14 protein-coding genes are annotated in these 13,688 nt (G+C 64.8%); 12 read left to right on the top strand and 2 right to left on the bottom strand.

Going from position 1 to position 13,688, the window contains the following annotated elements; all coding sequences use genetic code 11:
• Nucleotides 1-89: 89 nt before the first annotated feature.
• Complete coding sequence (locus ACOZ4H_RS07630; protein ID WP_424328711.1) at nucleotides 90-2,003, top strand: DHH family phosphoesterase; 1,914 nt, start codon at nucleotides 90-92, stop codon at nucleotides 2,001-2,003.
• A gap of 26 nt (nucleotides 2,004-2,029) precedes the next feature.
• On the opposite strand, the gene ACOZ4H_RS07625 is transcribed toward ACOZ4H_RS07630, so the two are convergent.
• Both ACOZ4H_RS07625 and ACOZ4H_RS07620 read right to left on the bottom strand, forming a co-directional pair.
• A complete protein-coding gene (locus ACOZ4H_RS07625) occupies nucleotides 2,030-3,655 on the bottom strand; it encodes a phospholipase D-like domain-containing protein (protein WP_424328710.1) in 1,626 nt (541 codons plus the stop codon).
• Nucleotides 3,656-3,777: 122 nt separating this feature from the next.
• Nucleotides 3,778-5,052: a HEAT repeat domain-containing protein gene (locus tag ACOZ4H_RS07620; protein WP_424328709.1), complete on the bottom strand. Its 1,275-nt coding sequence runs from the start codon at nucleotides 5,050-5,052 to the stop codon at nucleotides 3,778-3,780.
• Nucleotides 5,053-5,186: 134 nt separating this feature from the next.
• On the opposite strand from ACOZ4H_RS07620, the gene ACOZ4H_RS07615 reads away from it, so the two are divergent.
• The 11 genes from ACOZ4H_RS07615 to nuoK all read left to right on the top strand — a co-directional run bounded on the left by ACOZ4H_RS07615 (nucleotide 5,187) and on the right by nuoK (nucleotide 13,685).
• Nucleotides 5,187-6,809 (top strand): uracil-xanthine permease family protein, encoded by a 1,623-nt coding sequence (locus tag ACOZ4H_RS07615; protein ID WP_424328708.1) that lies wholly within the window; start codon nucleotides 5,187-5,189, stop codon nucleotides 6,807-6,809.
• A gap of 2 nt (nucleotides 6,810-6,811) precedes the next feature.
• Nucleotides 6,812-7,234, top strand: a complete 423-nt coding sequence (locus ACOZ4H_RS07610) for a hypothetical protein (RefSeq protein ID WP_424328707.1) — start codon at nucleotides 6,812-6,814, stop codon at nucleotides 7,232-7,234.
• Between the two features lie 46 nt (nucleotides 7,235-7,280).
• Nucleotides 7,281-7,931 carry an AIR carboxylase family protein gene (locus tag ACOZ4H_RS07605; RefSeq protein ID WP_424328706.1) on the top strand — a complete coding sequence of 217 codons (651 nt, stop codon included), beginning with the start codon at nucleotides 7,281-7,283 and terminating at the stop codon, nucleotides 7,929-7,931.
• Nucleotides 7,932-8,088: 157 nt separating this feature from the next.
• Entirely contained in the window at nucleotides 8,089-8,508 is a 420-nt protein-coding gene (locus ACOZ4H_RS07600; RefSeq protein ID WP_424328705.1) for an NADH-quinone oxidoreductase subunit A, read from the top strand.
• Nucleotides 8,501-9,193, top strand: coding sequence for an NADH-quinone oxidoreductase subunit B (locus ACOZ4H_RS07595; RefSeq protein WP_004957101.1), 693 nt, complete (start codon nucleotides 8,501-8,503; stop codon nucleotides 9,191-9,193). The genes ACOZ4H_RS07600 and ACOZ4H_RS07595 overlap by 8 nt, the downstream gene beginning before the upstream one ends.
• Before the next feature lie 3 nt (nucleotides 9,194-9,196).
• The gene (locus ACOZ4H_RS07590; RefSeq protein WP_424328704.1) at nucleotides 9,197-10,879 is read left to right on the top strand and encodes an NADH-quinone oxidoreductase subunit D; all 1,683 of its coding nucleotides are present in this window, start codon (nucleotides 9,197-9,199) and stop codon (nucleotides 10,877-10,879) included.
• On the top strand, nucleotides 10,879-11,919 hold the full coding sequence (locus tag ACOZ4H_RS07585) for a complex I subunit 1/NuoH family protein (protein ID WP_424328703.1): 1,041 nt from the start codon (nucleotides 10,879-10,881) through the stop codon (nucleotides 11,917-11,919). Before ACOZ4H_RS07590 ends, ACOZ4H_RS07585 begins: the two co-directional genes overlap by 1 nt.
• Before the next feature lie 46 nt (nucleotides 11,920-11,965).
• Complete coding sequence (locus tag ACOZ4H_RS07580; RefSeq protein ID WP_004518194.1) at nucleotides 11,966-12,427, top strand: NuoI/complex I 23 kDa subunit family protein; 462 nt, start codon at nucleotides 11,966-11,968, stop codon at nucleotides 12,425-12,427.
• Nucleotides 12,428-12,721: 294 nt separating this feature from the next.
• Nucleotides 12,722-12,991, top strand: a complete 270-nt coding sequence (locus ACOZ4H_RS07575) for an NADH-quinone oxidoreductase subunit J (protein ID WP_004591678.1) — start codon at nucleotides 12,722-12,724, stop codon at nucleotides 12,989-12,991.
• Nucleotides 12,988-13,386, top strand: coding sequence for a proton-conducting membrane transporter (locus ACOZ4H_RS07570; protein ID WP_424328702.1), 399 nt, complete (start codon nucleotides 12,988-12,990; stop codon nucleotides 13,384-13,386). Before ACOZ4H_RS07575 ends, ACOZ4H_RS07570 begins: the two co-directional genes overlap by 4 nt.
• A complete protein-coding gene (gene nuoK / locus ACOZ4H_RS07565; protein WP_424328701.1) occupies nucleotides 13,383-13,685 on the top strand; it encodes an NADH-quinone oxidoreductase subunit NuoK in 303 nt (100 codons plus the stop codon). Before ACOZ4H_RS07570 ends, nuoK begins: the two co-directional genes overlap by 4 nt.
• The last annotated feature ends 3 nt before the right edge of the window (nucleotides 13,686-13,688 follow it).

Below are 13,688 nucleotides of genomic sequence, written 5' to 3'. Positions count from 1 at the left end.
GGGGTCGGGCCGGACGCTTTTTACGCGTTGTGTTCGTCCCTCCGCGGATTCCGAAGAGTACAAACGGGGGAGCACCGAAGGATTGACAAATGTCTTCGCCAACTGGCACCGGTGACGGTGCCACGGTCCCCGACGGCGGGACCATCGTCTACGATCTCGCGGATCAATGCACGACCGATGATCTCGAGGAAGGCGCACTGTACCACGCAACCGTCAACGGCACTGTCGAATACGGCGTGTTCGTCGATCTCTCCGACGCTGTCTCCGGACTTGTTCACGACTCTAATCTCCTTGGCCAGTACGACGTGGGCGATGACCTCATCGTCGAACTCGGTGAGATCCGCCCCGACGGCGATCTGAGCTTCGAGGAAGTACGGGTCGCCGACTACGAGGAACAGCGCGTTGCCCACGGCAACGCGACCACTGTCGACGACCTCGCCGACGCCACCGGTGACACAGTCATCATCGAGGGCCAGGTCGTCCAGATCAAACAGACCGGTGGCCCAACCGTTTTCCAAGTCCGCGACGAGACCGGTATCGTCCCGTGTGCCGCCTTCGAGGAGGCCGGTGTCCGAGCGCACCCCGACGTTGAAATCGACGACATCGTCCGCGTCTCCGGGCGCGCAGAGGAGCGCGACGACGGTCTACAGGTCGAGGCCGAATCGCTGACCGTCCTCGACGGCGAGGCAGCCGACGATATCCAGAGCGACCTCGACACTGCACTGGCTGAGGCCGCCGAACCGGCCGATGTCGAGCCACTGGTCGAGTGGCCCGCCTTCGAGAAGCTGTGGGACGACCTCCGCGAAGTCGCGACCGAACTCCGGAAGACGGTGCTTTCGGGGCGCCCGATTCGCATGCGACACCACGCTGACGGCGACGGGCTCTGTGCGAGCGTGCCGCTGCAGGTCGCGCTGGAATCGTTCATCGCCTCCCAGTACGAGGACGCAAGCGCCCCCCAGCACCTCCTCAAGCGCCTGCCGAGCAAGGCCCCCTACTACGAGATGGAGGACGTGACCCGGGACCTCAACTTCGCGCTGGAGGACCGCACCCGCCACGGCCAGAAGCTCCCGATGCTGCTGATGCTCGACAACGGTTCGACCGAAGAAGACACGCCGGCCTATCGCAACCTCCGGCACTACGACATCCCGGTGGTCGTCGTCGATCACCACCACCCGGACCCCGAGGCTGTCGAGCCGCTCATCGAGCAACACGTCAACCCGTATCTCCACGACGAAGACTACCGCATCACCACGGGAATGCTGTGTGTCGAACTCGCCCGGATGATCGATCCCGATCTCTCGGACGACCTCAAACACGTTCCCGCGGTCGCGGGCCTCTCGGATCGTTCCGAGGCAGAGGCGATGCGCGATTACATCGACCTCGCCGCCGAGAAAGACTACGACGAGAGCGACCTGCGCGATATCGGCGAGGCACTGGACTACGCGACCCACTGGCTGCGCTACAACTCCGGCGAACAGCTGATTACAGACGTGCTGAACGTCGACTGCGACGACCGGGAGCGCCACGGAGAAGTCGTCGAATTCCTCTCCGAGCGCGCCGAACGCGATGTCGAGGACCAGCTCGACGCCGCCATGAGCCACGTCGAGCACGAGCGCCTCGACAACGGCGCGCACCTCTACCGCATCGACGTGGAGAACCACGCCCACCGCTTTACTTACCCCGCGCCGGGCAAGACGACCGGTGAAATCCACGACCGGAAGGTCGCCGAGACCGGCGACCCCGTCATCACCATCGGCTACGGCCCGGACTTCGCCGTCCTGCGCTCGGACGGCGTCCGCCTGGACATCCCGCGGATGGTCACCGAACTCAGCGAGGAGGTCGACGGCGGCGGCGTCTCCGGCGGCGGCCACCTGGTCGTCGGCTCCATCAAGTTCGTCAAGGGCCGCCGCGAGTCGGTCATCGACTCGCTCGTCGAGAAGATGGCCGAAGCAGAGATCGACGAGGAACTCGGCAGTTCGACGGCGCTGCCGGAAGAAGTGTAACGCCGCTCGACACGCGACACCCGTTTTTACGCCTCGAACGAAACCCGACGAGCGGCGAGCCCTGCGACTACGATGAGTCCGAGCAGGGCGACGAGGACCCCGACCGGCGTGTCGAACCCGCCGGCGTCCCAGTCGGTAGCGAAGACAGCGGCAAAATAGTCGGCCGCGTCGCTGCCGTGCAGCACCAGCACGACCTCCCGATTCTCGCTCGCCGCCTGTTCGTTCCAGTTGAGGCTGCCGACGACGACCCGTTCGTCGTCGACGACTGCGCCCTTCGCGTGGATCTTCTCGTAGCGGCCGTCGGGGTCCGCAACTTTCGCCGTCAGTGGTGCGTCGTTGCGGTCGGCCCACTCCCGAAACCGCTGTGCTGTCTGCTCGTTCTCCTCACGGACGTACCACGCGTCACTCAGCAGGAGACGGACCTCGACGCCGCGGGCTGCCGCTCGACGGAGCGCTCGAAGCAGCGGGCTTTCCCAGTTTCCGACCGTCGGCTGGATGACATCGATTGAGTCATTGGCGTCGTCTATTGTCTCCACAAGTTCGCCCTGGGCGTTCTCCGGGGTGACGAGCAAGTCTGTCCGCTGGACGGCAACCGGCTCCGTCTGGAACTCGCTCGGGTACGAGCCCGTCGCTGGCTCCCCTCGTTCGAACTGTCGACCCTGCCGGTACTCCTGCCATGGTTCGCTGTCCGCCCAGCCGGCATCAGATTGGAACGTCCGGTTCAACCCATCGACGACCCGCGACTGTGCCGTGACGACGCCCCAGCCTCGGCTGCTGTTGCCGCCGGTGCCGGCGGGCTTCCAGTTCTCCGTCAGCACGACGGCCCGCCCGTCGGCGACGGCGTACTTCGCGTGGTGGTAGCGGTATCTGGCGCGCGGGCCTGTCATCACTCGGACGGAGACGCCGGCGTCGGACAGTCGGTCGAGGGTGCGGGCTTCCGCGGCAGTGCGGCTACCGACCGGATCGCCTTCAAGCAGGACGCGGACCGTCGCGCCGCGGCGCTGGGCGGCGATAAGGGCGTCTGCGACCCTGGCCGAGGAGAGCGTGTAGCCGGCCAGGTACACCCGCTCGGTGGCGTTCCGTATCGGTCGAACCGGAGCGGCAGGTGCGTCCGGCAGCGCGAACGCGCGGACTTCGTCGCCGGCGGCCCTGACGACCGGGCGGTCCGTTGCACCTAGTGGCCGCCAGTGTATGACTGATCCGTTTACCTCGCCGAGTTCTCCCTCGACAGCGTCCGTATACCGGACGGCGTCGACAGTCTGATTGCCGCGCTGAAGGCGAACCCGCTCGCCGCCGTTTGCCAGGGCGAGATGACCGTCGAGGCCGACGACCGGCCAGTCGGTGAGCCCCCGTGTCTGGTTCGGTGCCGTCGAGAGAGCGACGCGCCCGCGTGCGGTGGTGTTCGGGATACCTGCAGTCCCGTCGCCGTCAGTAATCGCGTACTGCCCGATTTCGGTCCCGTCGGGGATGTCAAGGACGACGAACTCCCCCTCGTCGCCGCCGGTGACGGGGTCCGGATACACTGCGTGAATCGACGGTTCTGCGTGGCCGCTGGCTGTTGTTGCGGCTGAAGTCGCCTGTCCAGTGGCGACGTACGGTGTTGTAGCCACGAGGACGAGCAAGCAGCAGACGAGTGGGGCGAGCGACCGCATCGGGGCGTCTGGCCGCCCGTTCGTTTAAAAAGGTTCCCACACTCATACGGACTACTGTACGTCATTTCCGCAGCCACCGTCGAGACGCCGATGCCGACCGGAAACAGGTACAGCAGTCCGTATCAGGCGCTCGCTGCCTTCTCGGCTTCGGCCTGGACGAGATACGCGCGGTCGTCCGTGTAGCGGGCGGCCTCGTCGAGTGCCGCCTCGGTCCCGATCTGTCGGAGCGCCCACGCGGCGGAGGCGCGCACGGAGTCGCTGTCGTCGGATTTGAGAACGTCGCCAAGCGGCTCGATAGCACGGGTGTCACCGAGCAGGCCGAGGGCTCGGGCCGCGACCGAGCGGACTTCCTCGCTGTCGGCGTCGAGTCGGTTGGCGACCGGCTGGACCGATTCCGCGCTGCCGATAGCGCCGAGCGCGCGCAGCGTTACTTTCTGGAGTGCGGGGTCGCCGTCGCCGTCGATGTAGTCGTGCAGCGTCTCGGTTGCGCGCTCGTCACCGATCTTTCCCAGTACCTCGATTGGCCCTTTGTCGCGCTTCTGGGCGCGCTGGTGCATCGCGTCGAAGGCCGGTTTGGCATCGCTCCCGAGGTTGTACAGGAGGTCGACGATGTACCCGTCGAAGAACTCTGATCCGAGTTTGTCGTAGGCGAACAGGACCTGCTCGAAGTTCCCTTCCTCGGCGTGGAGCTTCGCGGCGTTCCACTCCGGCGGGAAGTCCTTCCGGTTCTCGTTGGTCAGGACGTCGTAGAAGCCGCGGGCGTCGAGTTGCTCCTGTACCGTCAGGTCGTCCCAGACTTCGGCCTCGTCGAGCCCAGTCTCCAGCGCCTCCGCCGCTTCGAGGAGCCCCTCGATGGTCTCCGTGTCTTCGTCGGGGTCGAGGTTCTCGGCCTCGATGGCGTCGGCGACCGTGTCCAGCGCGTCCCCGGCGGCGACGAAATCGCCGCCAGTATCGGCGTCGTGGTCGACGAACTCGGCGCTCTCATCGAGGAACGTCTCGACGGCCTCCTGGGCCTCCGCCTCGCCGTCGTCGGTCCACTCGCTGTCGGTGACGGTGTCCGCTGCGTCGGAAACGATGGTGACTACGTCCTCGGCGTAGGGGCCGCGCTGTGCTTCGAGGTCGTCGCGCAGGTCCGAGAGCTGAGACTCCAGTTCCTCGCGGGGGTCCTCGGCTTCGTCGTCGTCCTCGTCGGGTTCGGGCAGGTCGGCGGCTTCGAGGTCGCTCTCGATGTCGTCGAGGGACGACTCCACGTCGTCGAGGTCGGCCTCCGTCTCTGCGGCCTCTAACGCGTCGCCGGACTCGTTGAGACGCGATTCCAGTTCTTCGGCGGTCACGTCGATCTCGTCTGCTGCCTCGGCGTCGTCCGACGCGTCGGCATCGTCGTCCCCGTTGCTCATGTCGAAGACTGTGTCGGAGCGGGCCAAGAGCGTTTTCCTTTCGAGGCGGGCCCCGAACTGTCGCAGTGCTGTCGTCCGCTGGGCCAACGAGCAAAGAATATGTATCGGGAGTTGCAGTGCCATGGGTAGCGAGCATGACTGACGAGACACCGCCGGACGACGGACAAAACCCGACTGCACCGGAGGAACCGGAAACCGCCGGCTTCGTCGAGTACGGCATCGACGACAAGCCGCCGCGAAAGCAAGCGATACTGCTCGGCGTCCAGCACTACCTGACGATGATCGGCGCGTCCGTGGCGATCCCGCTCGGACTCGCGGGCGCGATGGGGATGTTCGAGGCCGCGCCGGACCAGGTCGGGCGTCTCATCGGGACGTTCTTCGTCGTCTCCGGCATCGCGACGCTCGCCCAGACGACGCTCGGAAACAGATACCCGATCGTCCAGGGCGGGACGTTCTCCATGCTCGCGCCCGGCCTGGCCATCATCGGCGTGCTCGCCCAGCAGGGCGCGGACTGGCAGACCATGCTCGTCGAGCTACAGGGGGCCGTCATTGTCGCCGGCGTCGTCGAGGTGGTGATCGGCTACAGCGGCCTCATGGGAAAACTGAAGCGGTACGTCGGGCCGGTCGTCATCGCGCCGGTCATCGCGCTCATCGGACTGGCGCTGTTTAATGTCCCACAGATAGCGAACCCGAACTTCGGCGACCCCGGGACCGGCCAGAACTGGTGGCTGCTCGGGCTGACGATGCTCTCGATTGTCGCGTGTTCGCAGTACCTCGACCGACGCCACCGCGCGTTCAAGCTCTTTCCCGTACTCTTGGGCATCCTGTTCGCGTGGAGCGTCGCGGCCGTCCTCTCGGTCACCGGCGTCTTCGCCGCTGGCTCGGTCAGCTACGTCTCGCTCGGTTCGGTCACGAGCGCACCGTTGGTCCAGCCCGTCTACCCGTTCCAGTGGGGGCTCCCGCAGTTCACGCCGGGCTTCATCGTCGGGATGTTCGCCGGGATGCTCGCCTCCGTCGTCGAGAGCTTCGGCGATTACCACTCCGTTGCCCGCATTGCCGGTCGCGGTGCACCGAGCAGTCGCCGAATCAACGACGGCATCGGGATGGAGGGTGTCGGTAACGTCTTCGCCGGCATCATGGGCACCGGCAACGGCTGCACCTCCTACACCGAGAACGTCGGGGCAATCGCTATCACCGGCGTCGCCTCCCGCTACGTCGTGCAGATCGGTGCCGCGGTGATGATTCTGGTCGGCTACTTCGGTCCGGCGGGCCAGCTGTTCGCGACCATCCCGTCGCCGATCATCGGCGGTCTCTACATCGTCATGTTCGGGCAGATCGCCGCCGTCGGGCTCTCACAGCTCAAGTACGTCGACCTCGATGCCAACCGAAACGTCTTCATCGTCGGCTTCGCGCTCTTTGCCGGCCTCGCAGTGCCCGAGTACATGAGCCAGGTCGGGCAGGGGATGGACGTCGGCGGTGCGACGGCGCTCCAGCAGGGCCTGGCGGCTGTCCCGGTGCTGGGCGGCGTCCTTGGAACCGATGTCGTTGCGACCACGCTGTTTGTCATGGGCGGCACCGGGATGGTCGTCGGCGGCATCGTCGCCTTCGTCCTCGACAACACCGTGCCGGGGACCCGCGAAGAGCGCGGCCTCGCGGCCTGGGCCGCGCTCACCGAGGACGACAGCGAATACGTCTCAGCGATGGACCGCATCCGCGGCCGCGGCGGCGACCGCCCGCCAGCCGTGAGCGACGACTGACCGTGGACGACGACAACGACGGCGCGACCGCAGACACCGCATCGCCTGTCAGCGACCAGCGGTACGCCGGCACGCTCCGGACCGGCGGGACAGTCGTCCTCGGTGCTGATCGCCTTGTGGTCGACCGTGGCGACAATCCGGTGGTTGTCGACCTCGACGACATCGTCGAGGTAAGTCTTCAGGACGTCGACTGGTTTCTCGCGGTGATGAGCGCCGCGCTGGTCGGGTTCGGTCTGCTGTCACTTGACCGGTCAGTCCTCCTCGGCGGGGCCTTCGCTGTCGCCGGTGCCGCCAGCCTCGCGCTCACCTACCGCAAGCGGTACGCGCTCAGGATACAGGTCACCGGTCGTACCGACCCACTCAGGTGCTTCCCTGCGGACCCACAGACGCTGCTTGCCGAACTGGAAGCGGCCCTAGCCGACTGAGCGGAAACCGCCTACACTTACGCCGGTCCCGGTTCCAGTCGGTCGTATGCCCGCAGACAGCGTCCAGTCGCTCATCGACCAGTTACGCGAAGAAGCCGAAATGGACCGGCCGAACGACCTGACGCCCGATGTCGGCATCGTCATGGGGTCGGACTCGGACCTGCCGACGATGGCCGGCGGGCAGGGCAAGCGGCCCGGGGCCTACGCGGCGCTCGCCGACGAACTCGGCTTCGAGGAGCAGACGGACTACACCAACGCGCCCGAGAGCCGCTTCACGTTCGAGACGTTCGTCTGCTCGGCCCATCGGACGCCGGACCTGATGTACGCGTACGCGGAGACGGCCGCCGACCGCGGCATCGACGTCATTATCGCCGGCGCTGGCGGCAAATCCGCGGACCTGCCGAACATGACCGCTAGCATCGCCTATCCGCTGCCGGTCATCGGCGTTCCCGTGCAGGAGAAATCAGTCGACTCGGTCATCGGGATGCCACAGGGCGCGCCGCTGACCGCGGTCGACGCCGGCAAGTCGTTCAACGCCGCGCTCTCCGCGGCGCAGATTCTCGCACGGCAGTACGACGAGCTCCGTGACCGCCTCGTCTCGTATCACGAGGGCCTCCAGACCGACGTTGGCGAGGCGTCGCGTGACCTCCACGAACTCGGGACGCCCGGATTCAAGCGCGAGTACTGGGACGAGTGATCACCGAGGGGCGTCACGCGTTAGGAGATGCGGCGGATGCAGGTCACTTTTCATCCGAGAGAGCGTCGGCTCTTAAACGACCCACAGGGCCGAAAAACCGAACAATGAACCCTTATATGCGAGTACTTCTAACCGGCAGACGATAGGAGATACCGGAATGAGTAATCCATGGATCGCCATCGGCGCGCTCGCGGTCGTGGCAGTTGCCATCCCAGTCAGCATGATGGCAGTTTCGAGCCTCTTGCGGCCCAGCGTGCCGGAACAAGGCAAACGCACCACCTACGAGTCCGGTGAAGTGCCCACTGGCAGCAGCCAGCAGATCAAGTTCAATATCCAGTACTACATGGTCGCGCTGCTGTTCGTCATCTTCGACATCGAAACCGTCCTCATCTTCCCGTGGACGGTCATCTACCGCGACGCCGTGTCTACGCCCGCGGTGGGGATGACGAAAGTGCTCTTGCCGATGGTCGTATTCATCGGCGTGCTCGTTGTCGGACTCGGTTGGGCCTGGCGTAACGGCGCAGTTCAGTGGGTGCGCAGTCCGCGCGCCACGAAGGGGGCAGACACATATGAGTAGTGACCAGACACCACCGGCCGTCGAAGACGTATCGACACAGGAGGCCCGCATGGGTGACGGGGCCGACGACCGCTTCAACTCGACGCTCCGCGAGGCGTTCGGGTCGACGCCGTTCATCCTGACCAAGTTCGACAAGTTCATGAACTGGGTCCGGGGCTCCTCGATGTTCATGCTGCAGTTCGGGATCGCCTGCTGCAGCATCGAGATGATCCATACCTACGCGATCAAGCACGACCTCGACCGCTTCGGTTCAGGGGTGCCACGCGCGTCCCCGCGCCAGGCGGATGTCATCATCGTTCCGGGGACCATCGTCTCGAAGTTCGCTCCGCGGATGAAGCGCGTTTACGACCAGATGCCCGAGCCGAAGTTCGTCGTTTCGATGGGATCGTGTACCATCTCCGGCGGCCCGTTCCAGGAAGGGTACAACGTCATCAAGGGCGCGGAGGAGGTCATCCCGGTCGACATCCACGTCCCGGGCTGTCCGCCCCGCCCCGAGGCACTCATCTACGGCGTCGCCAAGCTACAGGAGCGCATCGCCGAGGGCGAGTCCTCGCCGGTAACGGTCAAGCCATACGAACTGGAGCAGTTCGGCGACCTCGAACAGGACGAGCTCGTGGACAAACTCGCCAGCGAAATCGACGAGGAGGACCTCGTCATGCGGTACAACTGGAACGACTCTCCTTAAGCCATGAGTTTAGAGAAACCATCACGCGATACGGCGCTCGACGTCGGCGTCACGGAGGACGGCCTCGATTACGACGCGCTCGCGGACCTGCTCGGGGGCCACGTCCTCGACCGCGAACAGCACGTCAACGCGGAGGGGTTCGTCATCCGTCCCGACGAGGTGCAGGAAGTCCTCTCGACGCTGAAAGAGGAGGCCGGCTTCGACCACTGTGCCTGTGTCACGGCACAGGAGTACGACGACCGGTACGAATCCATCTACCACCTCCGGAAGTACAACGACCCGACACAGGAGCTGTCGGTCATCGTCCCGTCGCCGAAGGATGACCCGCACAACGAGTCGGCCGCTCGCGTCTACGACACCGCGGACTGGCACGAGCGGGAGGCCTACGACCTGGTCGGTATCGACTACGACGACCACCCGGACCTGCGTCGCATCCTCCTGCCCGAGACCTGGCAGGGCCACCCCCTGAGCCAGGACTACAACCAGGACCAGCCACAGATCGTCTCCCTGCGCGAGCACGCGAACCCGCTGCAGGACGACAAGCGCAGCGAAGACGATCCGGACACGATGTTCGTCAACATCGGTCCGCACCACCCGGCGACCCACGGCGTGCTCCACGTCGAAACGGTGCTCGACGGCGAGCAGATCGCCGACATCGAGCCGGACATCGGCTACCTCCACCGCTGTGAGGAGCAGATGTGCCAGCAGGGCACCTACCGCCACCAGATCATGCCCTACCCGGACCGCTGGGACTACATTTCCGCCGGTATCCTGAACGAGTGGGCGTACGCGCGCGCAGCCGAGGACCTCGCTGACATCGAGGTCCCCGAGTACGCACAGGTCATCCGGACAATGTCGGCGGAGATGTGCCGGATCGCCTCCCACGAGCTCGCGCTGGCGACGTTCGCGCTGGACGTGTTCGGCGACTTCACCGCCGTGTTCCAGTACGGCATCCGCGACCGCGAGATCGTCCAGAACCTGCTGGAAGACCTGACCGGCCAGCGGCTGATGTTCAACTACCTCCGACTGGGCGGGGTCGCCTGGGACCTGCCCGAGCCCCGCGAGGAGTACTTCGAGAAGATCCGCGACTTCCTCGACGACCTCCCGCACAAGCTCGAAGAGATTCACGACCTCGTCACCGGCAACGAGATCTTCCAGATGCGGTGTGTCGACACCGGCGTCCTCTCCCCGGAGCAGGTCAAGCAGTACGGCGCGACCGGTCCCGTGGCACGCGGCTCGGGCGTCGACTACGACCTCCGGCGTGACGACCCGTACGGCTACTACGACGAACTCGACTGGAACGTCGTCACCGAGCAGGGCGGCGACAACTTCAGCCGCGTCCTCGTTCGCCTCCGCGAAGTCGAAGAGTCGGCCCGCATCATCGAACAGTGTGTCGACCTGCTGGAGCAGTGGCCGGAAGACGACCGCGAGATTCAGGCCAACGTCCCGCGGACGCTCCGACCGGAGCCTGACCAGGAGATCTACCGCTCCGTCGAGGGCGCGAAGGGCGAACTCGGCATTTACATCCGCTCGGACGGAACGGACAAGCCGGCCCGGTTCAAGATCCGCAGCCCGTGCTTCTCGAACCTGCAGACGCTGCCGGAGATGTCCCAGGGCGAGTACATCCCTGACATGATCGCCTCGCTCGGGAGCCTCGACATCGTCCTCGGGGAGGTGGACCGGTAATGCAGTCGGCGCCGTTGCCCGAGACGCTCGCGAACCTGCTGGGACTTGATCCCAACAACACGGTTGTGATGATTGTGATGAGTCTCATCGGGGCCGCGCTCATCGGGGCGCTCATGATGACGAACACGGCGCTTGCCGGACCGTGGGCCAAGCGAAAGATCACCGCCGCGTTCACCGACCGCATCGCCGTCGATCGTATCGGTCCGTACGGCCTGTTCATTATCGTGGCCGACGCCGTTCGCCTGCTGTCGAAGGAACTCATCGTTCCTGAGGGCGTTGACCGGCCTGCGTGGGACCTCGCGCCGCTTGTTATTGCCAGCACTGCACTGCTTGGCTTCGCCGTGATCCCGATGGGGAACGGCATCCAGCTCGCCGACCCCGAGGTCGGCCTGGCGTACGTGTTCGCGACGGCCTCGATGGCCTCCGTCGGCCTCGTGATGGCTGGCTACGCGTCGAACAACAAGTACTCGTTCCTCGGCGGTCTGCGCGCGGTGGCGCAGAACCTCGCCTACGAGATCCCGCTCATCCTGACGGGCGCGTCGGTTGTCATCTTCGCCGGCTCGCTTCAGATGAGCGAGATCGTCGCGGCCCAGCAGCAGTCGCTGATCGGCCCGCTGCCGTCGTGGTACGCGTTCGTGAACCCGTTCGCGTTCGTCCTCTTTATGATCGCGAACCTCGCGGAGGTCGGCCGCAATCCGTTCGACATTCCGGAAGCGCCGACCGAGATTGTCGCCGGGTACCAGACCGAGTACTCCTCAGTGTACTTCGTCCTCGTCTACCTCGGGGAGTTCATCCACATCTTCCTCGGCGGGGCGATCATCGCCACGATCTTCCTCGGTGGGCCGGCCGGTCCGGTCCTGCCGGGTATCGTCTGGTTCCTCATCAAGATCTGGGGCGTCTTCCTGTTCACGCAGTGGGCCCGCTCGGCGGTCCCGCGCGTCCGGATCGACCAGCTTATCGAGATCGGCTGGAAGGGAATGCTGGTGCTCTCACTGGCGAACCTGCTGCTGACCGCGGTTATCGTCGGGGTGACCGTCTGATGACGGCCACACGAACCGACTCACGAGCGACCGGAGGTGACCTGTCATGATTGGAATCCTGAAATCAATGGCGACGACGATGAAACACGCCCTCGACGGGGAGACGTTCACGGTGGAGTACCCGGACGTCGCCCCCGAGGTGAGCCCCCGCTTCCGCGGCGTCCACAAGTGGAGCCAGGAGCGGTGTATCTGGTGTCGGCAGTGCGAGAACGTCTGCCCGAACAACACGATCCAGATCGTGATGGACGAGCAGCGCAACGGCGAGCAGTACAACCTCCACATCGGCCAGTGCATCTACTGCCGGTTGTGCGAGGAAGTCTGTCCGACTGACGCCATCCTGCTGACCCAGAACTTCGAGTTCACCGCGGACACGAAAGACGAGTTCGCTTACGACAAGGAGCAACTCAAAAACGTACCGTGGTACAAGGATATCGACCCGCTTGAGTCACGCGAACCCGACCGGGGCGCGTGGATCGGCGAGGGCGACGGCGAAGTCGACTACCAGTAACTCCTTTTGCGACGGCTTTCAGCGGTTCTCTGTCGGGTCAAGCGATGTTGCTGAACTGTCATCCGTACGTGACTCGCCGAAATGACCGTCCGCTCAGCGAGGTCGCCTTTCCAGTATCACTCCCTGGGTAGAGCTACGGACTCCACCGCTGCAACCTACCAGGTAATTGATGGGCTCTCGCCAGCAGGACGGAAGTGCCCCGAAATCTGGGGGGTCATACCGGCAAACAGTGGCTCTACTGGCGAGACGAAAGAGGAATCTTCAAAGGGACGCCGCAAAGAGTCTCCAAGTAAGATGGCACTGGCAGAGTCAATTGCGTTCGCGCTGTTCGCTATGGTAACGGTGGGCAGCGCTGCGGGCGTCGTGTTAGTCCGGGACGTCTGGCACTCGGCGCTGTTACTGGGCGTGTCACTCGTCAGCGTCGCAGTGTTCTACGTAATGAACCAGGCGGCGTTCGTCGCAACGATGCAGATCCTGGTGTACGTCGGCGGCGTCCTCGTCCTCATCACCTTCGCGGTGATGTTGACTCGTGAGGACGAGTCGGTGATCGAGGTGACACCATGACTACAAAACCCGAACTACAGACCGAGGGGAGTTTCGTTGCGGGACTAGCCGCTGTTGCCCTGTTTGTCGTCCTCGGGGCTGTGTTTATCGGCGTCTCGTTTCCAACACCAGCGGGCTTCGGTGAGGGAGCGGCGATAACCAAGAGCCTCGGCGCGGCACTGTTCGATATCGCCCCGAGCGCGATCATGGACGAGGGCGAGACGGCCGTTCCCGGTGAAGGGTTCCTCGTCGTCTTCGAGATCATCGACATCGTCCTGGTGGCCGCACTCGTCGGGGCCGTCATGCTCGCTCGACGCGAGGTTGCCGGCCAGTCAGTCACGCTCGGTGTCGAAACCAAAGAAGACGAAGAGATGGCCGTTGCCGCTGACGGCGGCCCGGGAGGTGACGACTCATGATTCCGGCCGAGACGTACCTCCTGCTTTCGGCGGCCGTGTTCTGTATCGGCCTGTTCGGCATCCTCACGCGACGGAACGCACTTATCTTCCTGATGTCCGTCGAGCTGATGTTGAACGCTGCGAACATCAACCTCGTCGCGTTCTCGCTGCAACACGGGAACCTCACCGGTCAGGTGTTCAGCCTGTTCACGATGGCACTCGCCGCCGCAGAGGTCGCCATCGGGATCGGTATCATCCTGGTTCTGTACCGCAACTTCTCAGACGTGGACGTGACGAAGGCGACGACGATGAGGTGGTAACAG

This window comes from Haloarcula amylolytica (assembly GCF_049705545.1).
Classification (GTDB): Archaea; Halobacteriota; Halobacteria; order Halobacteriales; family Haloarculaceae; genus Haloarcula; species Haloarcula amylolytica_B.
Note: the sequence above shows the minus strand (reverse complement) of the source record. Positions and strands in the feature narration are given on the sequence as shown.